This window comes from Terriglobia bacterium (assembly GCA_020072565.1).
Taxonomy (GTDB): domain Bacteria; phylum Acidobacteriota; class UBA6911; order UBA6911; family UBA6911; genus JAFNAG01.
Genome location: JAIQGI010000061.1, coordinates 1 through 24,963, shown reverse-complemented (window position 1 = coordinate 24,963; position 24,963 = coordinate 1). Strand labels below are relative to the sequence as shown.

Here is a 24,963-nt window from a genome sequence, read left to right as displayed (position 1 = left end):
CCGGAAGACAGCCGCCGGCAGCCCTCCTGATTCCTCCTATTCATCTCGTGGGAGTCGATATACGGGAGGCATCAAGCACGGGGGTCTTCCGCGTTGCCGCCCGGCTCTGCTGAGGGGCGTGAAAACGGACCGGCCATGCACGCCCCAAGGCGCACTATCCTGCCTTTCGGTCCAACTGCCATGAAGAGTAAGCTGATCCTGATAGCCTCCGTCCTGATCCCCTTCCTTTACATCATGTTCTATGTGTGGAACACAGCAGGCGTCACCGTCTTTCGCGATGACATTTACCTGATCAAGGGGGCTGTGATTGAAAAGTTCTGCGACCGGACTCTGACCTTCGCCGATCTCTGGCGGCCCACGGGAGGAAGCCGCCTGTTAGGATACAACCTCCTGCAGTTGGCAAATGCCGCGTGGTTCCGATTGAATTCGCGACTCGTGGTGCTCCTGATCCCTTTCGTTTTGCTTGCCACCGCATGCTTGTTGCATAAAGACTACACGAGGAGCCTGTCTGGTCTATGCTCTCCCGCCCTGATTGCCACGACCTATGCTCTCCCGATGCTTCTCCTCTTCAACCTCACTTTGTGGGAAGGTCTGACTTTCGACTACGCTATTATCTTCGTCTGGTCCGTTCCTTGGTTCCTTGCGTCCTATTATGCGCTGCGAGGCCTCCTGCTGAACGGCAGCGGAATTTCGTGGCTGCTCGCGATCGTCATTCCGGGCCTCGCCGTGCTCGTCTTCGGAGGGATGTCCTCATTCGCCTTCCTTGCGGCCCTGGCCATTACCTTGGGTTGTTATGTCGAGCTCAACCGGCGAAGGCTCCCGAAGGGATTCGTATCCCGCGCGCTGGCAGGCATCGCCGTGGTCGGGCTGATCGCGTTCCTTTACCTGTATCGGATCAACGAGAACGACTACTTCCCTGACACGCGGATCATCGATTGGCGTGTCTTCGCAAACCCGTCGAATGTGCTGCGGTTCGTCCTCGCCACCCTCGCGGCGAGCGTCGTAGGCGTCGATGCCTCCCGGCCTTACCTCAGTTTGACCGCCATCGTCGCGCTTGGATCGCTTGTGGCCCTGGTCTACGCATTGGCGCTGATACTCTATTTCAAAACACGCATGCATGAACGCACGTATCTTCCCCTCTTCATGATTGCGTACGCACTCGCTTTCTTATCCGTGATGACGATAGGTCGATTACGGTTCGGCCCTCTGTATGGGATGGCGTCGCGCTATACCTGCAGCACCATCTGCGGAATCATCGCAATCGTCTGGATCTGCGTTTTTGTGCTGGTGAAGCCGGGACCGGTAACAAGGTATTTGAGAGACACCCTTGGCACCGTCATTATTCTCATCTTTGCAGGGCTGTGCTGGACTTCGATCGTGGAATGGCAGACTCAACCCTACCGAAAGGGGACTTTTAGACGGTTGGCCGAGATCGCTCTGCAGGTGGATACTGCCTCCAGCAAAGAACTGGCCACCTTCGAGGAGCGCCCTTCCCTGGTGAGAAGCTCGCTGCGCGTGTTAAGGAAGCGCCTGCTGAACGTCTACAAGGCCGAGTTGCCTTTCGTCTCAATGACGAGACTGTCGCTCCCTGCAGGTGGTGCATGCAGTATCAGTACCTCATCAAGCACGGATACGGTGGAGACCGGCTATGCGACACTGGAGGGCAACTCGGCAGGCGGTCTCTCCGCTGCGGCCGTGTTCAGCCTCGTCCAGAACGATGTTGTGGTGAGCGAAGCAGTGGTCCCGGTCCCGCGTCCTACCGACGCCGCACGTATCTTCGTTGATTATCGTTCCGGTGTTGCGACGATGCCCACCGGACATGACGCCGGTTTTGTCTCCATCAACACGGCCCTTGCCCTCGTCAATTGCGGCCCCACGGCCGCGCACGTGACTTACTCGCTGCGCAACATGGCTGGCGAAATCCTGACGACCGGTCATGGCATCGTCGAGAGCGGGGCTCACGTCGCCAAATTCATCGACCAACTGAGAGATGTGGCCCGGGACTTCGACATCCCCGCGGATTTTTCATCCAGGACCCGATTGGGATCTCTCGACATCGCAGCCGACCAACCTCTTTCAATCACGGCATTGCTGCAAGTTACCAATCAGCGAAATGAAGCGATCCTGACAACGGCCCCCATCGCGGACCTTGCGCAGCCTCTAAACCATTTGCCCGCCTATTTCCCTCAACTGGTCGATGGCGGCGGATATGCCACAGCGCTCGATCTGCTGAATACCTCCGGCGCACTCGAGGCAGGAACATTCCGGTTCTTCGATGATTCGGGCGCTCCTCTGGCCGTCAATCAGGCGGGCGGCACGGCCAATTCCGTACACAGATATTCGATTCCTTCGGGCGGCATTCTTCATTTCCAGACGGACGGGGCCCCGGCTGCAGCCAGGTCCGGGTGGGCGCTGTTGACCCCTGACGTGGGTACTTCAACACCCATGGGAGCGGGCGTGATCCGCTGCAGCTCACAGGGAATAATGGTGACCGCGTACAATGTCCCGGCAGCCGCACCCACCACCCATGCCAGCATGTATGTGGACTGTTCCGGAGGCCACAACACGTCATTGGCCATCGCGAATGTGGCAAAAGCAGAAGCCGGCATTTCGATCCAAGCATTTCAAATTGACGGCGCCCCATTCGTGGGAACCAGCCGGAACGTGCTCCGGTTGCGGCCTGGCGGACACAGCGTGAAGTTTGCCGCCGACTTGATTCCTGGTCTGACTGCCGGATTCAGAGGCGTCCTGGACATCAGCTCGACCACGCCCTTTGCTGCTCTCGCGCTGCGCTCTCTGAAGAACGGGCGCAACGATCTTCTTTTGACGGCTCTCCCGGCTGCCGACGTCGACCGGACCGCATCTTTGCCGATCGTATTTCCACAAATTGCCGACGGAGGGGGCAATACGACTGAGCTTATTCTGTTGAATGCCGGGTCGCCAGTCACCGCGACCATCAAGTTTCTAGGAGAGATGGGATTGCCTTTGGCAGTCGTGAAGGGAGGCCGCGCCCCGCTGAAGCGCTGAGGGGAGGGATAGGAAGCATGGACTGTCTCGGCACACCCGTCATAAACAGTGCGGGTGCTCCTGCTCAGAAAGAATAAACGTATGGATAGGCGAAATAAGCTGCGTGATTGCGGTCGTCTTCCCCGGCACGACCTCCTGCATGTGATCCCACCAGCTTCCGATATGGAGGTCATTATGTCAACAATGCCGTGCTGTCTCAGAGCCCGGTCGATGAACTCAGCAGGATCCAGGAGCAGGCTCAGTCTCTTTCTCTTGGCGAGGATGGCGATTACAAGCGCCGATATGGACGAGATACAGTTGATCGTGAGTTTCCGGGCGGCTTGCTGTCCCTGAGATTTGCATAAAAGCAACTTGATCAAATAAATAAACAAGTTTATTATGCGACTCTGGGAGGTTCAGTTTTGGCTATTCATGAGGAGGTTCTGAGGACGGCCATCCGGCTTTGCCGCGAGCGGGGAAACTGGACTTTCAAGGCGAGTGAGGTGGTGCTGCGGCTTCCTCACCTCAACGAGTCCTCGGTGCGGACGCACATTGTCAGCCGATGTTGTGTCAACGCGCCCAAGAATCACCCGCATAAGTGGGATTACTTCGAACGCAGGCAGCGCGGCCAGTATGCCATTCGGCGCACTTACAGGAAGGAAACGGGAACAGGGAGAATCGCGACTCAAAAAAAATCCGTCGGAGGCGTCGGCACAGCAGTCTGCCAGACAGCTTTGCCCTATTACGCCGGAAAGCCGGTTTTGATGATGGACACGATCCATGCCGTTGTTCGTCGCGATCAAGGTGTCTATGTCGGCGAGTGTCTGGAAGTTGCGGTGGTAACCCAGGGCCGGACTCTCGACGAGCTCGTGTCGAATCTGGAGGAAGCGGTTTCCCTGCACCTGGAAGGGGAGGATTTGCCGAGGATGGGAATCCACGCGGCGCCTCGACTTACCATCACTTACGAGATCCCGGTGTGCCGGCATGTCCCCAAAGCTTAGGCGCTTGACGTCCCGCGAGATTCTCCGCGTACTGCATGGCTTTGGTTTTGACCTGATTGCCCAGAAAGGAAGTCACGCCAAGCTCTGCAGAGAACTGCCGGGTGGCGAAAGGCAGATACTCACGGTCCCGATCCACAGAGAAATGGCCCCAGGCACGATTCTGGCAATCTATCGCCAGGCCGGGCGATTCATTCCGGAGTCGGACTTACGGCTTCACTTCTATTCAGATTGACCGACGCTGAATCCCAAATCCGGGGCTATTCATGGCAATCAGGGCGCCGGGTTCGTTTTCCGCAGCAGGGCCCGGAAGGCCGGGTGAGAACGCCAGGGATCATAAAACGGGTCGCCCTTAAGCGAAATAATCAACATCAGATCCCGCTCTTCCACGGCGCTCGCCTACCATTCCAGTCCCTGATCGATCTCTCCCAAGGCGAGATGAATCGTCCCTATGGCGTATGACGGAAGATAGGCGACATGGCCTCGCGTTTTCAATTCCTCCAGGAGATTCCGAGCTTCCGCGGGTCGGCCTGCGGAGGCATAGCACACGCCAAGGCACATCAGCAAAAATGAATAACGCCCGAAGAGTTCGATTGCTTTTTCAGCGGTGGAGATGGCTTCGTCGAGCAGCCCTTTATGCGCATAAGCAATCCCAAGCTGCCAATAGGCCATGGGAAAGTTGGGAGCCAGTTCGATCGCGAACCGGCACTGCGCGATCGCCCGATCGTACTGATTCTTCATTCGGTAGCGAAATACGCCAGCCCAAGAAGCCACCGCGCGTCTTTGGTCTGCCGGACCCATGCATACTTGCATTTCCAGGTTGCTACTTCACCGGGACGCGCGCTATAAAGGCGGCACCATCGGAGTGCCAGGCCCGTCACAGCGAGGATTTATTTAGCCGGCAGTTCGCGCGAGGGGGGCAGCCATGAAGTGTCCATCGTGTACCTCGGAGGTACCGGCGGAGAGCCGCTTCTGCAACAATTGCGGCGCGCCACTTGCTTCGGCCTCGCAAATGCCCACCCAAACCGCGGAATCGCCTTCCACCCCCGCGGCGGATGCGGGCGCGCCGATGATTTCTTCCCCGGTCGGACGCCTGATTTCCTCCGGCCCCATGCCCGCGGGCGGATTCACGCCGGGCATGGTCCTGGCCGGCCGCTATCGCATCATCGGGCTGCTCGGCCGCGGGGGCATGGGCGAGGTCTACCGCGCCGACGACCTGAAGCTGGGGCAGGCGGTGGCGCTGAAGTTCCTGCCCAAGGGGTTGGCCGATGATCCCGTGCGCCGCGAGCGCTTCTACGCCGAAGTGCGCATCGCCCGGCAGGTCTCGCATCCCAACATCTGCCGCGTCTACGACGTCTCCGAACTCGACGGCCGGCACTTCCTCACGATGGAGTACATCGACGGCGAGGACCTGGCGTCGCTCTTGAAGCGCATCAGCAGTCTGCACGGGACCAAGGCGCTCGACGTCGCCCGGCAATTGTGCGCTGGGCTGGCGGCGGCGCACAACAAGGGCGTGCTGCATCGGGACCTGATGCCGGCGAACGTGATGATCGACGGCCGCGGCCACGTGCGCATCACCGATTTCGGTCTGGCCGTGGCGGCGGGGGAAGAGGTCCCGGCAGGGGACGTCTCCGGCACGCCAGCCTATATGGCGCCGGAGCAGTTCGCAGGCAAGGGCGCCTCGGTGCGCAGCGACATCTACGCACTCGGCCTGGTGCTCTACGAGCTGTACACAGGCCGGCGCGCCTTCGAGGCGAAATCGCTGGCGGAGCTGCGGGCGAAGAAGGAGGGCGCGCCGCCCGCGGCCCCTGCGGAGATCGCGAGGGATATAGACCCGATCGTTGAGCGGGTGATCCTGCGCTGCTTCGAAAGGGATCCGCGCCAGCGCCCAGCCTCTGCGGTGCAGGTTGCGGCTGCGCTTCCCGGCGGCGATCCGCTGGCCGCGGCGCTGGCCGCGGGCGAGACGCCGTCTCCGGAGATGGTGGCGGCCTCGGGAAGCACGGAGGGACTCCGCCCCTGGATCGCATGGGCCTGCCTGGCCTTTGTGATCCTAGGGATAGGAGCGGGCGTCCTGCTGGCACGTCAGGCGGCTCTTGTTCAGCGGGTACCGATGGACGCCCCCCCGGATGTGCTGGTAAAAACCGCCCGAGACATCCTGAGGAGTATCGGTTACCCCGAGCCGCCTGCCGACAGTGCTTTTGGTTTTGAGACCTCCCCGCGCTATCTGAATCTTCAGAAAGTTTATCAATCGGCAACGCATTGGGACAATCCGCCTGCATTTGCGATCCAATTCTGGTACCGGCAGTCCCCTGAACTCCTCGAGCACTGGGGTCTCGGGGTGGCCCAATCCGCGGGGGTAACAGGGGGAGTCGATTCCTCGAATCCCCCTCTCGTGATTCCTGGGGAGTCCGTTATCTGGCTGGATGCCCGCGGCAATCTGACGAAGCTGCGAGTGATTCCTCCAGAGGAGCACCAACCGTCCAGCGCAGTCCAGCCACCCGATTGGTCTGCGCTTTTCAGAGCGGCCGGCATCAATCCGGCGAAATCCACGCCGGTGGAACCAGACCGCACGCCACAGGCATATGCGGAGACGCGGGCGGCCTGGACTGGCATGCTGCCGGATCGTCCCGAACTGCCAATGCGTATCGAAGCAGCTGCCTACGGCGGCAAGCCTGTTTCGTGGCGCATGATTATACCTTCCTGGGATGACCCTTCGACCGGCACGACACATTCATCGGCCAATCCGGGGGATGCTGCCGCAAACATCATCGGGATCTTTCTCACACTCGTGGTGATAGCCGGAGGCGCGTTCTTCGCTCGCCGGAACCTGCGCACGGGACGCGGTGATCGGCGCGGGGCGGCTCGCCTGGCGTGCTTCGTTTTCGTGGCACTTGAAATCGCATGGGTTTTTGCTGAGCATCACGTGCCGGCCCAAGCAGAGCTGGACCTGTTCATCATGTCTGCCAGCTCGGCCCTCTTCAATGCCGGACTGCTCTGGCTGATGTACATCGCCCTCGAACCCTTCGTCCGGCGACGTTGGCCCGGCTTGATGATCACCTGGAGCCGCGTGCTTGCGGGGAGTTTTCGGGATCCTTTGGTCGGTAGGGATTTGCTCGCCGGCTGTGTGTTGGGAGTCGTATGGGCGCTGCTGAATTTTCTCAGATATCCCGTCTTTCCGCGGTTTGGTGCCACGCACGTAGAACCTGAGGCGGGAGTGTTTTTGGGAACGCTCTATCTTTTTTCGGGGGCTCGTGCGATTGTTGCCGGCACTTCAGGGCTGCTTTATTCTTCTATACTTATCGGTCTCGCCTTGCTCTTCCTGCTCTTCCTGCTTCGGGTCCTGCTCAGGAGCACATGGGTTGCAGCAGTGGCGTTCATTCTGATTATGACCGCCAGATTTGGCCTGCCCGGCGATTCATCGCTGATCTTCTTGATCTATATCGTACTCTTCATCGGAATGTACCTGTTCATTCTGCTTCGCTTTGGCCCCGTGACATTTGCGGCAACGATGTTTTTCGCATGCATCCTGCTGAGTTTTCCGATTACCATGCAGCTGTCGGCCTGGTATTCAGGCATCGGGCTCGCAGGACTTGGTATGTTGCTCGCCCTAAGCCTGTACGCCTTTCACACCTCCCTGGGCGGCCAGCCCCTCTTCGGCAAGGCATCCCTGGGAGATTAACCTAGGTCACATTGAAAACCGCGAAGACCTTCAAAGACCGCCAAGAGAACTTTACATTTTCATTGGTCTTTGCGTCTTGGTTTGCGACGCGCGCGCTTCCACCCCAGTGTGATAGACTGCCGCCATCGCATCTCGACTTGCTGCAACCGTTACGGATTCAAATGGACGCCTGAATGCCCGCGGGCAGGTACCAGGAGGGTCACATGGATCGAATGGTAGCAAGGCCTTTACTCTCGTCTCTAATCCTGACTCTCTTTGTTGCAGCGGCCGCGGTGGCTCAAGCCCCGACCACCGGGCGCTTGACCGGCACGGTGAAAGATCCATCGGGCGCGATCGTTCCGGGAGCGGCGATTGTGGCGAAGAATGCTCCGACAGGAGCGGAATTCAGGGCGGTCTCGAATGAAGTCGGCGTCTGGGTGATGTCCTCGGTCCCAAGCGGGAGCTATACGGTCAGCGTCGATGCGCAGGGTTTCGGAACTTACAACTCCAAAGAAACCAAGGTGGACGCAAGAGCCACCGCGACGGTGGACGCGACCCTGCAGATCGGCCTTAAAGCTGAGATCGTGGTTACCGCCTCGAAGTTCGAGGAGGAAGTGGTGAACGCTCCCGCCACGGCGACCGTCATCTCCGAGCAGACGATACGAAATTCGCCATCTCAAAGCGTGGCGGAGCTGCTGCGCGTCGTGCCGGGAGTGAACGTCGCGCACACATCGGCGCGCGACTTCACCGTCACCAGCAGAGCCGCAAACGGAGTGACTTCGCGCTCCCAGCTCGCGGTGATCGACGGACGCACGATCTACACGGACTATCTCGGGTATGTCGACTGGGCTTATGTGCCGACAAGCCTCGAAGAGGTGAGGCAAGTGGAGGTCATCCGCGGGCCGGCGTCAGCGGTTTGGGGAGCGTATGCCATGAACGGCGTCGTAAACATCGTCACCAAGCCTCCGCGCGAGATGCTCGGGACGACCGTTACGTTCGGACTCGGGACCTTTGACCGATCCGGTGGTGGTGCCGAGAGCAACAGAGGCTCTTTGTATTACCTGAATGCAGCGCATTCCCAAACCTTGAACGATCGCTGGGCATTCAAGATCACGGCCGGCGCTTACACGCAGGATGCTTTCGCCCGGCCGCAGGGCACGATCCCGAACGACTATCACACACCCTACCCCCCCTTCACAAACGAGGGCACGACCCAGCCGAAGGTGGACGCGCGCCTCGATTATGATCTTCCGGATGGGAAGCAGCATTTCTCATTCTCGGGAGGCTACGCGGGGAGCAACGGAATTGCCCATGAGCCCATTGGACCGATGAGATGCCATCCGTGCGACACGAGTTACTCACAGGTGAACTACGTCCGTGGCGCGCTGAGGATCACCGGCTTCGTCAACATCCTGAACGTGGCCGCGCCGAGCCTGCTGCTTTTCGGCCCTACCGGCCAACCCATCGAATGGCACGCTAATAACCAAACGTACGATGTTGAGTTCGGCAATTCCCACATGGTTCAGTCGAAACACCTGATCAGCTATGGCGGCAACTTCCGTCACCTCGAAATCAATGCCTCCGCGGCACTGGAGGCCAGGGGCCGCAATGAGGGCGGCGCGTATTTCCAGGACGAGATCCTCCTCTCCGAGCACCTCCGCTGGGTCGTCGGTGCGCGAGTAGACAAGTTCGATAATCTAAGGGGCGCGGTCCTCTCGCCCCGCTCGACGTTCATGGTGAAGCCCGTGTCGGGCCAAACCTTTCGGGTGTCGTACAATCGGGCGTACGTTGCCCCCTGCGTCCTGGACAACTATCTGCAGATGGTCATGATGTATCAGCTCGATCTGGGGCTGTTGGATCCGCAGCTCGCAGGGAACTATTATAGCTTCCCTTGGCAACTGCAGGGTAACAGGGACCTGAAGGAGCAATCTCTCAATGCATACGAGTTCGGTTATACGGCAACCGTGGCCAAGGGCCGCGCAAACCTGGGCACCGCGTTCTATATTAACGACAGCAAGGGTGATTTCAATTGGCACCAGACGGGTTCCTATACCTCGCAAAACCCACCACCGGGCTGGCCGTTGCCGCCTTTCGTGCTCGATGCGCTGATTGCCGCGAATGCCTTTGGACCCGGCTTGGGATTGCCCTCGTTCTCCACTTCCCAAAACCTCGGCAAAGTCAGGAACAAGGGGATCGAGCTCAATGCGGATGCGCGACTCAGCCGTTTCATCAGCGGATTTGCCAATTATTCATGGCAGGCGCGCCCGGAGCCTGATGGCTTCGACCTCTCCCTCCTCAATCTGCCGCCCACGCACCGCTTCAACGCCGGCATGGACTTTGACTACAAACGCTATCTAGGCAATGTATCGGTTGCCTATGTGGGCAGTGCGTATTGGCAGGACGTGCTCGGCGCGCCTTACAGCGGTCCCACCAAGGCCTACACGGTAGTCAACGCCGGCGCCGGCGTGCACTGGGGCAGCCGTGTGAAGTACCTGGCCATGCTGAAGGTTTCCAACCTGGCCAACACCCCGATTCAGAACCACGTCTTCGGCGACATCCTGAAGCGCCAGATCTCCGGCGAACTCCGGGTGCGCTTTTGACAGTAGACGCGGCGTCCCGCCGCGTGAATGAAGCTATACCTCAGAGACAGAGGCAGGAGTCCTCAAGCGGCAAGCCACCAATGTTACAATTCTTCGATCCTGACGAGCCCATTTCCAACATGTCGGGCAATCTGCCCCATTGGCGCCAGGACGGTACGATGTATTTCGTAACCTTCCGCCTGGCCGACTCCATGCCGCGGGAGAAGTTAGAACTGTGGATGGCGGAGCGAGAGGCATGGCACAGAGCGCATCCCGAGCCGCATGATGAAAAAGCAAAACGCGAGTATCCTCGTTTGTTTCCTGAACGTTTCCAAAAATGGTTGGATGCAGGCCATGGGGAGTGCATCCTGGCCCGTAATGAAGTGAAAATACTGGTCGAAAATGCGCTCAGGCACTCTGCCGGCTTGCGCTACGACCTGGACGAATTCTGCGTGATGCCGAATCATGTTCATGTCCTGCAATACTTTTTGCGCCTCGCCTATCCGGCCTGCCCATCCATATATGAGACCGAGCTGCCCCAGGGACCATGGGCTGCGTCCCACAAGCTGCACACTCCTCTCACAAGCTGCAATCGCGTCCTCAAACTTTCCTTTTTTGGCTGAGGGCTATGCCGAGATTGAGATAAGCCAAAAAGTAGTTCGGGTCAAGCTCGAGCGCATTGCGCTGCTGCTCGATGGCGAGATCCCACTGCCGATTCATGAGATACCTATGGCCGAGACGCCAATGAACACTGGGCGACAGCGGATCCGATTCCACCGCCCTGAAGGATAGGCGAAATAAGCTGCGTGATTGCGGTCGTCTTCCCCGGCACGACCTCCTGCATGTGATCCCACCAGCTTCCGATATGAGCTAATCGGAAGTCGTAGGGCGGCTCCCGCCAGGTACTCGGCCGCGGCTTGGCAGCCTATTTTTCTTATCCTTGACATGTATAGCGTATAATATATAGAGCACAATTCGATCTTGCACAGGTAATCATTACAGATGGGGTGACCTTTATGAATGCTGCCAGAGCAGGAAACGGATCCGATCTTCGGCGCACGCTGCCCTTTGCCATCCTATGTCTGAGTCTCGTCCTCTGTGTGGGGCCGGGCGTGCAACCGCCATCGATCCAGGCGCAGTCAGCAGCCGCCGGTCCGGCCTTGTCGTTCCCTCTCAAATATGTCGAAACCGGTGCGATTACAACCAGGATCGATCTGGGCAGGCAAGAGGTGAAGTTCCGCAAGGAGCCGGACTTCGGGAGCAACGACAAAATCGTGCGCCGCGCGCTCAAGGTCGGCCCCGGCGAGAATGACTTCATGGGCTATGCCATCAATCTCTCGCGCCACACCCTGTATCTCGACCTCAACCAGAACCTCGATCTGACGGACGATCCTCGGGGTGTATACACGTCGGAGAACATCCGCGCGTCCAATCTCTTTGCCTTTTTCCGGGGCGTTCGGATCCATCTCACCCGGGGCGGAGTCGATCGCACCTACCTGCTGGAGCCTTTCTACTATTTGTCCGAGAATACAAGCTACGTAGGAATTCGATCGCTGTATACGGGCCAGATCGATCTGCACGGCCAGAGATGGCTGTTTCAGGTGCAGGACAACCTCGACGGCCAATTCGATGCCGCCGACAAGCTCCTGCTCTACCGGATCGCGCCTCCAGGGAGCAAGATCGAGCCGAAGGCGGTGGCGCTGCGCCCTCTTCCCATTCCGAGGAGCCTCTTCCTGGACGGACGTCAATATCGGCTCGGCTTCTCGTTCGGAACGTCGCCCGAGGGCGTGCCGCTGACGGTCACTTTCACGGAAACCGCCACTCCCCTGGTCGAATTGACGCTGGAGGGACAGGCGATACGACACCTGGCGCTCAGGTCGGATGAACGGCTTGCCTATCTGTATTCCCCTGGACCCACGGTTTCCCTGCCCGCGGACAAATACAGGATCCAGGGTGCCTACCTTCAGACCGCACCCGGAAAGCCGTCCCTGGTGTGCACTACGGAAACGGGCCGCCTGGAACTCACCCCGGGCGCTCCCCACCTCCTGCGGATCGGCGCACCCTTCGTCAGCAGCGTGGTGCCGGAACGCAGCGGAAACAATGTGCTCCGCCTGCGCTATGTTCTCAAGGGAGCATCCGGAGAGGAGTATCTCATCGAGAACCCGGACCGCGGCAACCCGCCCAAATTCGTGATCTACCGGGGCGACCAGGCCGTCGCCAGCGGCAGCTTCACCTTTGGCTGAGGGAGCACCTGCTCGTACTCATGGAGAGTACCCTCACTGATTTCAGGCGACCTGAAGATTGTCACCTCGTTCTCACTGCCGGGCTTCGGCGCCATCGAGTCTTCGCCGATCATCTACCGCTGGACTGTGTTTTGAGAAGGGATTTCTCGATCAGGGAAATGGATAGGCGGAATAAGCTGCGTGATTGCGGTCGTCTTCCCCGGCACGACCTCCTGCATGTGATCTTCTGACTGAAAGTATGGCTGCTGATCGGAGGGCTCATTGGAAGCCGGCATCAGCGGGGCAATCGGAGGTGGCCGGGAAGGGAGGCCGAGGCGGTCGAGGATTTTCCGTACTGCGTCGGGCGGATGGGACTGTGATCGGGTAGTAGAAGGGGATTGGGTGCGCCTCGAAATTGACGATTTCATTCCCGGTGTCCGTGGCGGTGCAAACATCTTTGTTAAGGCTCGCAGGGCCAGCGCGCGCCGTGGCTGCTATTTGGGTCGGTAGAGGCCTGAAGGGAGCGCACCCAGGAAACAGGCTCTCAATACCTCCTTATCGGCCGGACTAAGCAATTTCCTTTGCGCCGCAGGCATGATCGCGATGTGCCGGATCGCAACAAGGTGAGCGCCGATATAGTCGAGATCTTCTTCGGCGGTCATCCAGCCGCGACCGTCGTAACGCGCCAGGTTCACGGGGCGCGAATAGGAAATCAGAGATTTATCCCCGCGCGTGTTGAAATACCCTTCGAAGTAGGACATCACCAGCTCGCGCAGGCTGCGATAGACGGGCTCGCGGAAGCGCAGCAGGGTGGTGTTTGATTTGGCAACGGCGCCCCAGAGGCCGTTCATCCTGAAGACCGCGATCACATGGTCGTCATCGTTGCAGGCCGCCAGGTCGACGATCAGCGGTGCATGCCCCAGGAAGCGCAGCCCCGTGGCCGCAAACAGCGCCCCCTCGAAGCAATGTGCCGTCCCCTCCTTCATGACCCGCCGCGGAGACTTTGTATGGGGCTGGTCGTTGTAGGGCAGTCGATTGAGATAGATTTGAATGTCGTTCGGAGTGGCAAAACTCCGCAGGCGGCGCAACTCGCCGGGACTCCAGTGGGTCATCAAATCGGTCTGCAAGACGGTATCCTCCTCGCGCGGATGTCGCCGCAATATCTAATCGTTCCGCGGCGGCGAAGCAAGCCCAAATCCAACACCCGTCCGATACGATGCTCGTTTGCACGTGGTTTGTGCCTCCTCTGAACCGGTGGCAGGCTATACTTTCCCGGGAAAACTGGGGACGCTGGCTGGTTTTGGACATCCTGGTTGACCCTCGTTCAGCCCAATGCCCACGAATCCGGGCAGCGTCCCTGGTTTCTCTGGAGAGGAAGATCTCTGTCACCGGAAGTGAGGATTGAGCTAATATGTACGCGGCGTGATGAATGGTCGCGCACGAATGGGCAAAAACACTTACGTCGCCTTGTACTGATCGGCAGATAGCAGTTGCGGCGGGAATAGGCGTGACCGGTCGGGTTGCAGAGCAATCCCCTGTGCATCTTCCCGCACCGCATAACCCTGAATTCGCGAAGGGAGAGATATGCGGATATCAGGTGGAATCGCGTCGCTGTTCCTGATCGTTCTGTTGCCGGCGGCTCCTTCGGTTATTTCCAGCCGGAACGTCGAGCACGAGCGGGTGCTTCTCCTCGGAGTCTACGCACCGAGCTGCAGGTTTGTGCGTGGGATCGATGCCGGGCAGGTTGTCGTAAAAGGTGTGCGCGCCTCCGTTCAGAGCCTCGAATTCGATGACAGCCCCAGGCATGTGGTGCTGCTCCTGGATGTCAGTTCGAGCATGGGGGTGAACCGGTTGGCCTGGCCCAACATAGTTGCCGTGGCCAAGGAGTTCTTAGGAACCCTGCAAAACGACGACTGGATTGCCCTGCACATTTTTGCCACCAGGCACATAGTTCTGTTGCCTCCCACGCATGATTTTTCGCGCGCCTCGAGTCTGATTGATTCGATTTCTCCGCCCGGAACGAACCCGTCGAAACGCAAGGTCGGATTCGAGACTCACCTCAAAGAAACTCTCGCTGAAATCATGCGCGACGGAGGAGGCGAACTCGGCCTGGGGGACGCCGTAGTCCTGATTACAGACCAGGACACCATCGGAGGGCTGTCGAGGGAAGACCCGGTTCGGGTCATGGGTTCGGCCGGGGTGCGTCTTTTTCTGCTGCAGGCCAATTTGTCCGTCTTTCCGCCCTCGAGCACGGTTCCCGGACAGTCGCTTTCGACACACCCGGAATCCGGGGACATCGCACTCGCGACGGGCGGAACCATTTTTGCGCCCTGGGCCGGACAGACCCGGCTGTCGATCGACCGGGGATTGATGCGCGAAAATGTCCAGAGCATGTACAGCCTCATCAGAGAGGTATACCGAGTAGAACTCAGGTTCACGGCTCCGGGCGCCGATTCCAGGCATCTGACCGTACAGATACTGGACCGCAACGGGAAAAAGTCGCCACGCCTCACCCCTATTTATCCGCGCTGCCGTCAACTTCCGGAGTGGCAATAATCCCTGCGGTCCTCCCCCGCACGAGGGCGCAAACAAGGTGTCACGCTGACTGCCTGTGCCGTCGGCAAGCCCGATGGTCGGCAGCCTGATAACGCATCCGACGAGCTTCAGCGGATCTGTTCGGCAGCCGTCGTGATCGCCATGCCTCATGTGACCGTTGCGCGCTGACCCTGGAGGGGCAACGATTTCTACTGCCCTTCTGCGCTGTCGCCGCAGCGGCTACTGCCAGCCGCCGCCAAGCGGCATGTAGAGCTGCAAAAACAGTGTCAGTAGCTGACACCATACTTTCAGCAGGAGTGTGGACACGCGTCCAAAATCAGATGAATAGTGAGTGTCCAGATCTTCCGATGAACTGATTAGTAAACCATATCGATATGGATAGGTCCATATACGCCTTCGGCTCGCCATTGTTGTCGGCGACGCGCCTGGTGTCAGGCCTGGAAAATTTAAGATTGTCTTGGAGGCTTCCCGGCCTTCCACGGAGCGGGTGCACGAAAACTGAATTTTCCAGGCCTGACCCCGGCCGAGTCCGATCCGGCAGCTGCGCTGCTTTATGCTTGACGTAACGCATAATCTCGACCAGGATAAAGTGATGATCGTCAGCTATCGGGACAGGCGCACTCGAGACTTTGCTGTCGGGAAACATGTGAAGGCACTCTCCGGTATCGAACGATGCGCGCGCCTGAAGCTTGACCGTCTCGAATCGGCTACGACGCTGAGAGACCTTGCCGCATTGCCCGGTAACCGTTTTGAAGCGCTCATGGGCGACCGCAAGGGCCAGTACAGCATCCGCATCAACGATCAGTGGCGGATTTGCTTTGAATGGCCGCAGTGGTCACCTGGGCCAACGAACGTGGAAATTGTCGATTACCACTAGGAGGACGTTATGGCACTTATCGCTATCCATCCCGGGGAACACCTGGCTGAGGAACTGAAAGAACTCGACATGAGCGCCGCGGAGCTGGCGCGCCGGCTCCACGTGCCGACCAACCGCATCACCGGGATCCTGAACGGACAGCGGGCCGTCACCGGCGATACCGCCTTGCGTCTGGCCCATTTCTTCGGCACAAGCCCGGAGTTCTGGCTTAATTTGCAGAGTCTCTACGAACTGCGTTTGGCCCAGCGGAAGGCGGGGAGGTCGATCAAGTCACTTCCTACGTTAAAACAATCCGAGCGCTTCCATGCCTGACCATGATGCCCGCTTGCGCTGGTTGAGAAAACAGGGGAAAACAGGGGACGCCTGGTTATGGACTTGCCTAGTAGACTCTCTCCCCGCCTTATCTAGCCGAATCAGGGCAACCTCCTAGGTTTCCGAATGATCATCCGATCGAAGCAGTTCGCGATCTAGTTTTGCAGTGCAGATCCTTCAACAGATGTCCAATCGTGCTTAACGCCCCCCGCTTTTGGGTAGTTTGCTGCGGCGCCTCGACGGATTGGACTCCTGTTTCTTGCCATATTTCACCAGTTCTTCCCGGACAACCGACCGAAGCGTCTCCTTCAACGTTTCCTCTCCGTATTCAAGGTGCTCGCGCAAAGCCCGGTTAATCAATGATTGGTAGCTGCCGCTGCCGGCAGCCTGGACCTGGGCTCGGAAGGTCTCGAGGATATCGTCGTCAATGCGAATGGTGATTCTCGTCTTTCCGGGAGGGGTGCGGATAACCGCCCCTCGCTTCCCGCGAGTGAAGTCATATTCTTTCCTCATAGGTGGCGCCCCCATCGCCCGGCCGGCTGCCTTGGATTGCGACTTACGCCACAAGCGTGCGCTTCAGCCGATTCAGCTCTTTCTCCAGTCGATCGAGGCGGCCTTCGGTTTGGGCATCTTTCTGAAGTGCGCGCATTAACACCTGGTTCAGGAGTCTCTGGTAGGGAATCCCCGTCTTGGCCGACTGTGCGCGCAGAATCGCCAGAGCCTCGGAATCGATGTTGATGGTGATCTTGACCGACTGTTTTCGCGCGGCTATCCGGCGGACCTGCCGGGTGCCTTTCACATCGAATTCAAGGTCACCGGTTTTGGGTTCTTTCATCGTAAAGCCTCCTGAACTTGCGCCATAAAGCAGATCCGATAATCCGAATGGCATTCCCTCGTCTTGTGAATCTGGTAGTGAGAAGTCGTCTGCTTCCGGATCTTCCAATCCAGAAGAACCGCGCCTCAGCATGAGAGTGTTTGATGTCCGTCAGCTGAAAACATTCGGGTCTTCAAAGGATTCCGCAGCCTCCAAAAATGAGACTCGGTGCTTTCGGAGGTTCTCGAGTTCCTTGGACAAATCCCACTCGAATGTCACCGCTTGTTATACCATATCGATATGGATAGATCCATATGTGCCATCAGGTCCGCGGAAAACTGTGGACGCTGTCTGGGTTTGGCATCTGGTTGACCTGCAAAACGAGAAAGCGTTCCTAGTTTCCAGTTTCCCCAGCAGCCGCCGAATGCCAGTCGTTTTTGCGCCGAAGGCGCCATGGAGTGCGGCGGCATGACGCCGCTTTCTCCAATCAACCAGCCACTTTCTCCACATTTCATTAAATAAAACTGCCCCTCAGGAAACTACACCCGTGGAGGCACTCCACGACTACCCTCGACAATTCACATCTCGACACCGGCATCAAGGAAGGTCGTTCTCTCTCCGATTGGCCGCACGCCCCGGCTCACCGTCTCGGAGAAAAGGGCGCCTATATGGTGACCGCCGGCACCTACCATAAATACCCTTTCCTTAACTCCGCTGCCCGGCTCGATTTGGTTCTCGATCTTTTATTAAATTGCGCGCTGGAGTTCGGCTCGCAATTGCAGGCGTGGGCCGTACTGATCAACCATTACCATTTTGTGGCACTTTCGCCGGACGATCCGCAAAATCTCAAGTTCATGCTGGGCAAGCTGCACGGAGCGATAGCCTGCGAACTGAATGCCCGGGATGGAACCCCGGGGAGAAAAGTGTTTTACCAGTATTGGGATACACACATCACCTTCCAGCGGTCGTACCTGGCGCGGCTGAACTATGTTCATCAGAATGCCGTCCACCACGGGATTGTGCGCAAAGCTTCAGAGTATCGCTGGTGCTCGGCCCCTTGGTTTGAGCGCAGCGCGCGGCCCGCATTCGTTAAATCCGTGTATAGGTTCAGGACTGATCGGGTCAAGGTGGATGATGATTTTTGAGGTTGAGGGGCGAGGGCACAAAGCGGCGGCATGACGCCGCACTCCAAGGCGGCCGGCCTCGCCGGCCGCTATGGGAGAGGCGGTGGTTACTTGTAGTACTGCTTGTCGTGGATGCAGTGCACGCCTTTTTCCGATATCCACCTCTGGCGCTCGGCGGCGATGAACTTCCTGATCCCGTTCTTTCGTATGAACTCCAGGTTCTCGATCTGGCTCCTGCCGTATTTCGTCCGGTACCGACGGTCGAGGTGCTTCAGCCGGTCGCAGGGAAATTCTGGGCAGTCGCAGCAGAATCTCCCGGTGCGTTTGGGAAAATCTGGACACCCATAAAAAGATGTCAAGGGTGGTGGGTGCCCACGCTTTGTTACGTCTGTCGAGAGTCACACCAGTGGCCTTGTTCTAAAGGGACCTTGGGGTAACAATTATCTGGAGCGCGTGGGACGGAAGCGGATCGCTAATGAGCCTGGTTTGGATTTACCGTGGAGGAAGATCATGATTGCAGTTATGGGAGCAACCGGGAACACCGGGAAACCGATCGTCGAGAAGCTTTTGAAGGAAGGGTGCAAGGTCAGGGCTCTCGGAAGAAGTGCCGACAAGTTGAAGTCCCTCGCAAGCCAGGGAGCGGAGGCATTGGCGGGCCAGGCTTCGGATGCCGCATATCTTGACCAGTCCTTTGCGGGCGCAGAAGCGGCATATGTGCTCATCCCGCCAAGCTTTAATGAACCCGATTTCCCTGCATATCAGGACCGGATCGGCGAATCCATCGCGGGAGCCTTGCAGAAAAGCGGAGTGAAGCATGTCGTGGCGCTGAGCAGCCTCGGCGCGGAGCATTCGGCCGGCACCGGCCCGATTACGGGTTTGCATCGCCTGGAAGAACGCCTCCGCAAGATTCCGGGAGTCAATGTCCTCCTGCTGCGCGCAGGATATTTCTTCGAAAACCATTTCGGATCACTCGCCATGATCAAGCACCAGGGATCCAATGGCGGCGCCATCTCTCCGGACGTGCCGATCGCGCAGATCGCGACGAAGGACATCGCCTCTGCCGCTGCGGCGGCGCTCCTCAAGCGCGATTTCTCCGGCATCGTTGTGCGGGAGCTCCTGGGGCAGCGCGACCTCACCCTCCGCGAGGCGACCCGCATCCTCGGCGCGAAGATCGGCAAGCCCGATCTCCAATACGTCCAGCTTCCGTATGACACCTTTGCGGGTGTATTGATGCAGCTCGGATTCTCGGCCAGCCTGACTGGACTATTCGCGGAAATGTGCCGTGCCATTAATGAAGGACGTGTGCGCACGGCGGAGGGGCGCAATCCTCGCAACAGCACAGCCACAACATTCGAATCTTTCGCAGATGTGCTGGCGGCCGCGTATAAGGCGATATGATCCTGCGAGCCTGCCACTCCGGATACTAAACTCGGTTAGCACCAAATGCTGATGCTATTCGCCACGCTGCAATGCGAGGAGACCGGCCGGTCGCGGGCGGGGAAGCTATTTGTAGTATTGCTTATCGTGGACGCAGAAGACGCCCTTGTCACTAATCCATCTCTTGCGCTCCGCCTCCAGGAATTTCCTGATTCCCTTGTCCCAGATGCGCTCCAAGTTTTCAATCTGACTCATGCCGTATTTCGTACGGTAGCGATGGTCGAGGTGCCGGAGGCGGTCGCAGGGGAACTCCGGGCAATGGCAACAGAACTTGCCGCCTCTTTTGTCGCAAATGCGCAGGCGGCAGTTGACGCGGGTTTTGGGTTTGTTCAGTTCGGCATCATTGCAGCCGTGGCAACGATTGTGTTCGCGCAAGAACGCTCTGCAAATCCCGCAATTCATCCCGCAAGGGGCGATAAGATTCCTGGTGATCCGGTTTGGCATTTGACTCTGGTTCCTTGAATGCGGATGACTGGTTATGCAACTCCGGAACGCCAGATCGTGCCTGGGCAAATAGGCAGCCTCGGAATTCGGGAGTTGCCTAGCCAGTCACCCGAATCTCGAATCCTCGTGGACTTCCGTGTCAGGCTGCGCGCCCCGATCTGACCTGCTTGATCTTTCGTAATGCATCGGCCTCTTTCTCACGGGCGTGATAGAGATCCCACCGAAGCTGCAAGTTCAGCCAGAAGTCAGGCGACATGCCGAAATATCTGGCAAGTCGCAAGGCTGTGCTCGGGGTGATTCCCCGCCGTTTTCTCGCCAGTTCATTGACCCGCTGATAGGGTACGAGGATCGCGTCGGCAAGATCCCGCTGTGTCAGTCCCATCGGCTTGAGGAACTCCTCCACCAGCATTTCGCCTGGGTGAGTGGGTTCTCGATGCGTCGGTATACGGACCATACTGAAACCTCTTTTTGCTCTAATGGTAATCCGCAATCTCGATTCGATCCGGCCCGTCATCCGTCCAGAGAAAGCAGATACGGTACCGGTCGTTGATCCGGATGCTATGTTGCCCGATCCGCTTTCCGGCGAGCGGTTCTAAACGATTCCCGGGCGGCACGCGCAAGTCGACGAGGCTGACTGCCGAATCCAGTTGCTCAAGCTTTCTGGCAGCTATTTGCCAAAGATCTCTTGGGCAACATCGCCGTGCGGCCTTGGTGTCCCGCCCGTTGAAAATATCCTCAATTCCTCGATCGGCGAATTTGCGGATCACTTATGCATGATAGCACGGCTTCCATGCTATCGTGCATCAGATTTAGAGCAGCAGCTTCCAATATTGAACGGGCTTGCACCTTATAACGAAAAAAGACGGCCGAAAATTGAGCGCAAGCCCAAATTTTTGACCTTCCCCGATGGTCATCCCTTTATAGGTCTAAGATGTAGCGTCGTCAGTCCCCGATTCGCCGGTGCATTGTCGGGTGACGGTCACTCTTGCTGCTCCAGTTCATTCCCGCTAACTCTTCGGCCGAGAGAATGGCTCTCGCGTCGGTAATGAATTCCGGTCGGTCCTTTTTATCCGGTCTTGCTTTAATGTGATTGATGAAGATCTCTTTGATGTATTCATCCGGCGGTGTAAAGAATCGAAAATCGTCGATTCGTCTCCCAATCCTATTAAGTATGTGAATCGCATATATTTCTGGTTTTGGATATTTAAATACGATATTGCCGCCGTCCATGTAGATAGGGATAACTGACAAAAGGTCTTTGCGCTGGCCCTTGGGCCTTAATTCGAATTTCGGCTTGTCAGCGCTACTTTTAGCGGGCAAATATTTCCGTCCCAAGTCGTGCTTTCGGCGCTCTTGATCCAGAAACGATCTTGTCCTGTCAAAATCAACTTCTTTGACAAATACATCCACATCCTTATTCCGACGAATGAAGTGTCCGACACAGGCTGCGATGCTGACGCCTCCATACACCCAGTACTCGATACCGGTCTTTTCAAATTCTGACAAAATGCTAAACGCTGGTTTCAGATGTTCATTCATTTCAGTCGCTTATGGACCCTCATTCGAGTATTGCCAGAGGGCGCATTTACCTTATCGTCCTCGGACTTTATTGGCACACCGAGCCAGGTAAGCCGTGAACCCCCCTCTTGAACGTGCGGTTTTTAAGTGGTCACCTTTCTTATAGCTGAAGAATTGCAGGTGAGCATCCGGTAGGTGCCCTAAGAAGGCATGCGCACTACTTGATCCCCCGGATTGCAGCGAGGTTAGAAGATGCAGACTCTTCCTTGCTCTTGTTAGCGCTACATAGAATGCGTTCTTCGTCGTCCGCCTCATGTTCACATCGTCAAAACCAACGAGGATGACGTGGTCGGCGGATAATCCTTTGGCACCAACGATGCTAATCAATTCGACCGCAGACATCTTCTTGACCTCGATTTCTTCAAGCTCGGCTTCTTCCTCCTCTTGATGATCCAGTGCCTCGCCCATCTCGTCATTACTTTTTTGTGTTTCCAAATCCAGTTTGAGCTGGGCCGTATCACCGAACTGTAAGTATCGCGAGAGCTTTTCGATCTTGGAATCCAGGGGGATATTATCCTCGACGATGGCCCTGATCATATCGCACTTTTCTAAAAGTTCGTTGATTTCCTCATGAGCAAGCTCACAGAGGTTTTGGCCATTCTGAATAGCTTCATCTATGTGCTCGTGAACCTGTAGAACGGAGATCCCCTCGTAGAATAGCACCTTGCGGAAAGTGAAATTGTTTCGACGGTAACGCGCCAACGAATAGTAATTCAGCAACTTGTAGTAATCTTCAGAAAATGAGCGCGGCTCAGTCCGATATTGCGCCACGAGTTCGAACAACTTCCTCCCGGAATCTCGGAAGAACCTTAGCTCTTTGGCCGGGGTCAAAATAAGCAGGAAAGCATCTTTCTCATCGCCGGAGACAAGCTTGTCTCTGCGCTCGTTCAGTTTGTCTTGGTGCTCTTCGACAAACTGCTCCACGTAATCGACTGCTGTCGCAGGAGTGGCACAGGCGATAACCTGGATGTTGGGGTTGCCCTGGCCCGTTTCTATCGGCAAGAAGATCTTTTTGATGGAATCGGCATCCTCGTGCTGCTGAATAAAGTGCGCTGCGGATTTCGTGATATGGTAGCTGCAGCGTCCGCAAAAAGGTAGCATCGCGTTGACAAAATCTTGATCGTTGTAGTGACTCCGTATAAGCCCTGCATCTCCGCTCTTTAAGTTTTCATAAAGCACCTGATCATCATCCCCTGCGACAAGCACCCCTTCAGCTCCGCCAGCTAGCGTTTCGATAAACGCCGCTTCGGCTCTGTTGAAGTCCTGGTACTCATCAATGATAAAAAAGTCGTTCTCATTGAGCGCCGGGTTTTCTTCCAATGCAACGCGTGCCCGTATGATGAGATCTGCGAATCCTGCGGCGTTGTAAAATTGACAAAGTGTCCAGTATGTTTGCTTTAATCTTCGCCATTCCGTTGCCGGATCAAAGTTGACATCATGCAATTGCCGCTCAAAGCTCCTCCATGTGTATTCAGTTGCTTCGAGATCAGGATGAAAAGCCAGAACGTCAGCCCAAACAATGTCCTTCCACGATTGGCCGATGATTCTGAAATGCGGCGCAAATGACCATTTTGAGGTCCCGTGATTTCTCTCGACAATTCCACGCGCGATCCTGTGGAGCGTAGATACGGTGGTTTGCCTTTTCTGGTCGTCGGTTAGTTGCTCATCATTGTCAATATCACTCTGCAAATCGGCCACTAACTTTCTGACAAAGCTAAACACAAGGATGCGGGCGTCAGGTTCTTGTTGGAACCAATGGTCAATTCGATCGAGGAAAAGATGGCTTTTTCCTGTTCCCGGCCCAGAGACGATCAGCATTTTGTGTGCTGAATGGCCGGCGACCTCGGCCGCGTTTTGGTTCCGATATTGTTTACGCTCATCTTCATCGAGTCGGTCAAGTTGTTGACGGACCGACCGCAGTTCAGCATCATCAAACGGCGTTCCGTCTTCATTGATTAGATGGCGTGGGGGCATACGAATGCATGCTCCATATGGCAGATCGCCAAGTCATACTTCTCCGGCGAAGGCGCGGAAGTAATTAAGCCATCAATCCGGGGCGTTTTCTTTCGAGCCGAATAGAGGCGAAGTTCTGACGACCTCGACCGGAATAGTACTCACCTTCGAGTCGACCTGTATTTGTGAGCGTTAGCCGCGCGGTGCCGTTGTGAATTTGCATGCTTCCCACGGCATGCGAAAGCGGCTCATTCCGGTACTCATAGCTAAATCTAACCCCCTCCGGACTGTCCACGAGCAGTGTCGCTGCCAGCGTGTGTGATTTGGAATCTCTGCCGCGCAATTTCACTCCGATCCGCGTCCAGGTCTGCGAAATTTCAACCTCCACATCATGTGTAGCTGCGTGCTCGTCGAATGAGGTCGTTATCGTCCCCTTCCATGCTCCATCCAGGATCGGGATCTTGACCAGACCGAGTGTGTGAAGCACGTCTACTCGCCATAATTTCTTCTCAAAGAGACCATAAAACATTCCATAGAACGCCATTGTGGACGGGGGACCGATCCACCAAGGAAGTCGAATTGAAAGGGCATCCAGTAGGGAAAAGAGCGCCAAAGCAGCGGCTATGGCAAGACCTGCCAAGAGGAGGGGAACATATCGTCGTTCAGGTGAATCGGTTCCGTAGGGATGCATAGTTTCTTAGTACCAGTTATTCCACAAATTCTTTAGTTCTTGAAGTAGCGCGCGCGCCTGTTGTTCCGTCCACTGTTCGGGCGTGGTTCCGAACAGCGGCAGTTGTCCGTTCTGACAAATAAGCGTTGCCAGGTTTGCATTGTTCAGCCAATTAAAAACACTACAAAATGTATATCCGTAACTCTGAGCGAATAGGTTATCGGGCGCGTTATACATAAAGCCCTCAAGAAAATAGGAGGGCGCAACGGTTTTCGCCACCTTTCCATGGTCCGCAAGATAGGTTCGCGCATTCTTGAATATGCGGATGGTCGGTTTGTACCGACCATTCGTCCGCAGGGGAGAATTCTTGGCGACGCCGTTGTCATAGTGCAGTTTCGGAAAGTTTATTACCTGTCGGCCTTCGCGCTGAGTGAAAAACGTGATACCTTGCGCGACAACAGTATGGTTTCGGTACACTTTATAAGTAGCGCATGGGACAACATCCGCCCCAAGCCGCCCACTTCCCGAACGGATTTTGATTGACTTGTTCCCAGTCGGGTCTACGACTTGGAATCGGTAATAATCCTGTAACGCTTTTACTAATCAGTGCATAAGTAAGCGGACGTTATGCAGCATATCTTGTATCAGGTGCCCGAAAGAAAGAACAGATCAATTCAGGAGTTCGCTGCATGCCTCGCATATAGTCAACGACCTTTTGCTTCATATCGTCGGGAC

General features: G+C 56.9%; 24 protein-coding genes. 12 read left to right on the top strand and 12 right to left on the bottom strand.

Annotated elements, in window-relative coordinates; all coding sequences use genetic code 11:
* Positions 1-180 precede the first annotated feature (180 nt).
* The 3 genes from LAP85_25670 to LAP85_25660 all read left to right on the top strand — a co-directional run bounded on the left by LAP85_25670 (position 181) and on the right by LAP85_25660 (position 4,239).
* Complete coding sequence (locus LAP85_25670) at positions 181-3,027, top strand: hypothetical protein (protein MBZ5499803.1); 2,847 nt, start codon at positions 181-183, stop codon at positions 3,025-3,027.
* A gap of 743 nt (positions 3,028-3,770) precedes the next feature.
* Entirely contained in the window at positions 3,771-4,007 is a 237-nt protein-coding gene (locus LAP85_25665; GenBank protein MBZ5499802.1) for a type II toxin-antitoxin system HicB family antitoxin, read from the top strand.
* On the top strand, positions 3,991-4,239 hold the full coding sequence (locus tag LAP85_25660) for a type II toxin-antitoxin system HicA family toxin (GenBank protein MBZ5499801.1): 249 nt from the start codon (positions 3,991-3,993) through the stop codon (positions 4,237-4,239). Before LAP85_25665 ends, LAP85_25660 begins: the two co-directional genes overlap by 17 nt.
* A gap of 164 nt (positions 4,240-4,403) precedes the next feature.
* On the opposite strand, the gene LAP85_25655 is transcribed toward LAP85_25660, so the two are convergent.
* Positions 4,404-4,745 (bottom strand): tetratricopeptide repeat protein, encoded by a 342-nt coding sequence (locus LAP85_25655; GenBank protein ID MBZ5499800.1) that lies wholly within the window; start codon positions 4,743-4,745, stop codon positions 4,404-4,406.
* Positions 4,746-4,929: 184 nt separating this feature from the next.
* Here LAP85_25655 and LAP85_25650 point away from each other — a divergent pair, with 184 nt between their 5' ends.
* The 3 genes from LAP85_25650 to LAP85_25640 all read left to right on the top strand — a co-directional run bounded on the left by LAP85_25650 (position 4,930) and on the right by LAP85_25640 (position 10,864).
* A complete protein-coding gene (locus LAP85_25650) occupies positions 4,930-7,683 on the top strand; it encodes a protein kinase (GenBank protein ID MBZ5499799.1) in 2,754 nt (917 codons plus the stop codon).
* A gap of 203 nt (positions 7,684-7,886) precedes the next feature.
* A complete protein-coding gene (locus LAP85_25645) occupies positions 7,887-10,262 on the top strand; it encodes a TonB-dependent receptor (GenBank protein MBZ5499798.1) in 2,376 nt (791 codons plus the stop codon).
* A 191-nt stretch (positions 10,263-10,453) separates the two neighbouring features.
* The gene (locus tag LAP85_25640) at positions 10,454-10,864 is read left to right on the top strand and encodes a hypothetical protein (GenBank protein ID MBZ5499797.1); all 411 of its coding nucleotides are present in this window, start codon (positions 10,454-10,456) and stop codon (positions 10,862-10,864) included.
* On the opposite strand, the gene LAP85_25635 is transcribed toward LAP85_25640, so the two are convergent.
* Positions 10,842-10,961: a tetratricopeptide repeat protein gene (locus LAP85_25635; protein ID MBZ5499796.1), complete on the bottom strand. Its 120-nt coding sequence runs from the start codon at positions 10,959-10,961 to the stop codon at positions 10,842-10,844. The two genes, LAP85_25640 and LAP85_25635, sit on opposite strands and share 23 nt — an antisense overlap.
* 296 nt (positions 10,962-11,257) lie before the next feature.
* Here LAP85_25635 and LAP85_25630 point away from each other — a divergent pair, with 296 nt between their 5' ends.
* Complete coding sequence (locus tag LAP85_25630; protein ID MBZ5499795.1) at positions 11,258-12,484, top strand: hypothetical protein; 1,227 nt, start codon at positions 11,258-11,260, stop codon at positions 12,482-12,484.
* Positions 12,485-12,957: 473 nt separating this feature from the next.
* On the opposite strand, the gene LAP85_25625 is transcribed toward LAP85_25630, so the two are convergent.
* The gene (locus LAP85_25625; GenBank protein MBZ5499794.1) at positions 12,958-13,590 is read right to left on the bottom strand and encodes a hypothetical protein; all 633 of its coding nucleotides are present in this window, start codon (positions 13,588-13,590) and stop codon (positions 12,958-12,960) included.
* A gap of 457 nt (positions 13,591-14,047) precedes the next feature.
* On the opposite strand from LAP85_25625, the gene LAP85_25620 reads away from it, so the two are divergent.
* The 3 genes from LAP85_25620 to LAP85_25610 all read left to right on the top strand — a co-directional run bounded on the left by LAP85_25620 (position 14,048) and on the right by LAP85_25610 (position 16,208).
* Entirely contained in the window at positions 14,048-15,019 is a 972-nt protein-coding gene (locus tag LAP85_25620; GenBank protein ID MBZ5499793.1) for a VWA domain-containing protein, read from the top strand.
* 592 nt (positions 15,020-15,611) lie between these two features.
* Positions 15,612-15,896: a type II toxin-antitoxin system RelE/ParE family toxin gene (locus LAP85_25615; protein ID MBZ5499792.1), complete on the top strand. Its 285-nt coding sequence runs from the start codon at positions 15,612-15,614 to the stop codon at positions 15,894-15,896.
* Positions 15,897-15,905: 9 nt separating this feature from the next.
* Positions 15,906-16,208 (top strand): HigA family addiction module antidote protein, encoded by a 303-nt coding sequence (locus LAP85_25610; GenBank protein MBZ5499791.1) that lies wholly within the window; start codon positions 15,906-15,908, stop codon positions 16,206-16,208.
* A gap of 198 nt (positions 16,209-16,406) precedes the next feature.
* Here the strand turns inward: LAP85_25610 and LAP85_25605 are convergent, their stop codons facing one another.
* On the bottom strand, positions 16,407-16,721 hold the full coding sequence (locus LAP85_25605) for a BrnA antitoxin family protein (protein MBZ5499790.1): 315 nt from the start codon (positions 16,719-16,721) through the stop codon (positions 16,407-16,409).
* 43 nt (positions 16,722-16,764) lie between these two features.
* The gene (locus LAP85_25600; GenBank protein MBZ5499789.1) at positions 16,765-17,043 is read right to left on the bottom strand and encodes a BrnA antitoxin family protein; all 279 of its coding nucleotides are present in this window, start codon (positions 17,041-17,043) and stop codon (positions 16,765-16,767) included.
* A 575-nt stretch (positions 17,044-17,618) separates the two neighbouring features.
* Here LAP85_25600 and LAP85_25595 point away from each other — a divergent pair.
* Positions 17,619-18,167, top strand: a complete 549-nt coding sequence (locus tag LAP85_25595) for a hypothetical protein (protein ID MBZ5499788.1) — start codon at positions 17,619-17,621, stop codon at positions 18,165-18,167.
* Positions 18,168-18,656: 489 nt separating this feature from the next.
* The gene (locus LAP85_25590) at positions 18,657-19,544 is read left to right on the top strand and encodes an NmrA family NAD(P)-binding protein (protein MBZ5499787.1); all 888 of its coding nucleotides are present in this window, start codon (positions 18,657-18,659) and stop codon (positions 19,542-19,544) included.
* Positions 19,545-19,649: 105 nt separating this feature from the next.
* Here the strand turns inward: LAP85_25590 and LAP85_25585 are convergent, their stop codons facing one another.
* From LAP85_25585 to LAP85_25555, 7 genes are all read right to left on the bottom strand, one after another.
* The gene (locus LAP85_25585; protein MBZ5499786.1) at positions 19,650-20,027 is read right to left on the bottom strand and encodes a DUF3795 domain-containing protein; all 378 of its coding nucleotides are present in this window, start codon (positions 20,025-20,027) and stop codon (positions 19,650-19,652) included.
* A 139-nt stretch (positions 20,028-20,166) separates the two neighbouring features.
* The gene (locus LAP85_25580) at positions 20,167-20,481 is read right to left on the bottom strand and encodes a HigA family addiction module antidote protein (protein ID MBZ5499785.1); all 315 of its coding nucleotides are present in this window, start codon (positions 20,479-20,481) and stop codon (positions 20,167-20,169) included.
* Between the two features lie 19 nt (positions 20,482-20,500).
* Entirely contained in the window at positions 20,501-20,794 is a 294-nt protein-coding gene (locus LAP85_25575) for a type II toxin-antitoxin system RelE/ParE family toxin (protein ID MBZ5499784.1), read from the bottom strand.
* Between the two features lie 175 nt (positions 20,795-20,969).
* Entirely contained in the window at positions 20,970-21,566 is a 597-nt protein-coding gene (locus tag LAP85_25570; GenBank protein MBZ5499783.1) for a hypothetical protein, read from the bottom strand.
* A gap of 51 nt (positions 21,567-21,617) precedes the next feature.
* A complete protein-coding gene (locus LAP85_25565; protein ID MBZ5499782.1) occupies positions 21,618-23,579 on the bottom strand; it encodes a UvrD-helicase domain-containing protein in 1,962 nt (653 codons plus the stop codon).
* Positions 23,580-23,643: 64 nt separating this feature from the next.
* Positions 23,644-24,249 (bottom strand): hypothetical protein, encoded by a 606-nt coding sequence (locus LAP85_25560; protein MBZ5499781.1) that lies wholly within the window; start codon positions 24,247-24,249, stop codon positions 23,644-23,646.
* Between the two features lie 6 nt (positions 24,250-24,255).
* Positions 24,256-24,705, bottom strand: coding sequence for a hypothetical protein (locus LAP85_25555; GenBank protein MBZ5499780.1), 450 nt, complete (start codon positions 24,703-24,705; stop codon positions 24,256-24,258).
* Positions 24,706-24,963 lie beyond the last annotated feature (258 nt).

What these genes read in the sequence shown, in the direction of transcription:
- LAP85_25670 (MBZ5499803.1), top strand. Translation starts at nt 181, where the DNA reads ATGAAGAGTAAGCTGATCCTGATAGCCTCCGTCCTGATCCCCTTCCTT.
- LAP85_25665 (MBZ5499802.1), top strand. Translation starts at nt 3,771, where the DNA reads ATGATGGACACGATCCATGCCGTTGTTCGTCGCGATCAAGGTGTCTAT.
- LAP85_25660 (MBZ5499801.1), top strand. Translation starts at nt 3,991, where the DNA reads ATGTCCCCAAAGCTTAGGCGCTTGACGTCCCGCGAGATTCTCCGCGTA.
- LAP85_25655 (MBZ5499800.1), bottom strand. Translation starts at nt 4,745, where the DNA reads ATGAAGAATCAGTACGATCGGGCGATCGCGCAGTGCCGGTTCGCGATC.
- LAP85_25650 (MBZ5499799.1), top strand. Translation starts at nt 4,930, where the DNA reads ATGAAGTGTCCATCGTGTACCTCGGAGGTACCGGCGGAGAGCCGCTTC.
- LAP85_25645 (MBZ5499798.1), top strand. Translation starts at nt 7,887, where the DNA reads ATGGATCGAATGGTAGCAAGGCCTTTACTCTCGTCTCTAATCCTGACT.
- LAP85_25640 (MBZ5499797.1), top strand. Translation starts at nt 10,454, where the DNA reads ATGCCGCGGGAGAAGTTAGAACTGTGGATGGCGGAGCGAGAGGCATGG.
- LAP85_25635 (MBZ5499796.1), bottom strand. Translation starts at nt 10,961, where the DNA reads ATGAATCGGCAGTGGGATCTCGCCATCGAGCAGCAGCGCAATGCGCTC.
- LAP85_25630 (MBZ5499795.1), top strand. Translation starts at nt 11,258, where the DNA reads ATGAATGCTGCCAGAGCAGGAAACGGATCCGATCTTCGGCGCACGCTG.
- LAP85_25620 (MBZ5499793.1), top strand. Translation starts at nt 14,048, where the DNA reads ATGCGGATATCAGGTGGAATCGCGTCGCTGTTCCTGATCGTTCTGTTG.
- LAP85_25615 (MBZ5499792.1), top strand. Translation starts at nt 15,612, where the DNA reads ATGATCGTCAGCTATCGGGACAGGCGCACTCGAGACTTTGCTGTCGGG.
- LAP85_25610 (MBZ5499791.1), top strand. Translation starts at nt 15,906, where the DNA reads ATGGCACTTATCGCTATCCATCCCGGGGAACACCTGGCTGAGGAACTG.
- LAP85_25605 (MBZ5499790.1), bottom strand. Translation starts at nt 16,721, where the DNA reads ATGAGGAAAGAATATGACTTCACTCGCGGGAAGCGAGGGGCGGTTATC.
- LAP85_25600 (MBZ5499789.1), bottom strand. Translation starts at nt 17,043, where the DNA reads ATGAAAGAACCCAAAACCGGTGACCTTGAATTCGATGTGAAAGGCACC.
- LAP85_25590 (MBZ5499787.1), top strand. Translation starts at nt 18,657, where the DNA reads ATGATTGCAGTTATGGGAGCAACCGGGAACACCGGGAAACCGATCGTC.
- LAP85_25585 (MBZ5499786.1), bottom strand. Translation starts at nt 20,027, where the DNA reads ATGCCAAACCGGATCACCAGGAATCTTATCGCCCCTTGCGGGATGAAT.
- LAP85_25580 (MBZ5499785.1), bottom strand. Translation starts at nt 20,481, where the DNA reads ATGGTCCGTATACCGACGCATCGAGAACCCACTCACCCAGGCGAAATG.
- LAP85_25570 (MBZ5499783.1), bottom strand. Translation starts at nt 21,566, where the DNA reads ATGAATGAACATCTGAAACCAGCGTTTAGCATTTTGTCAGAATTTGAA.
- LAP85_25565 (MBZ5499782.1), bottom strand. Translation starts at nt 23,579, where the DNA reads ATGCCCCCACGCCATCTAATCAATGAAGACGGAACGCCGTTTGATGAT.
- LAP85_25560 (MBZ5499781.1), bottom strand. Translation starts at nt 24,249, where the DNA reads ATGCATCCCTACGGAACCGATTCACCTGAACGACGATATGTTCCCCTC.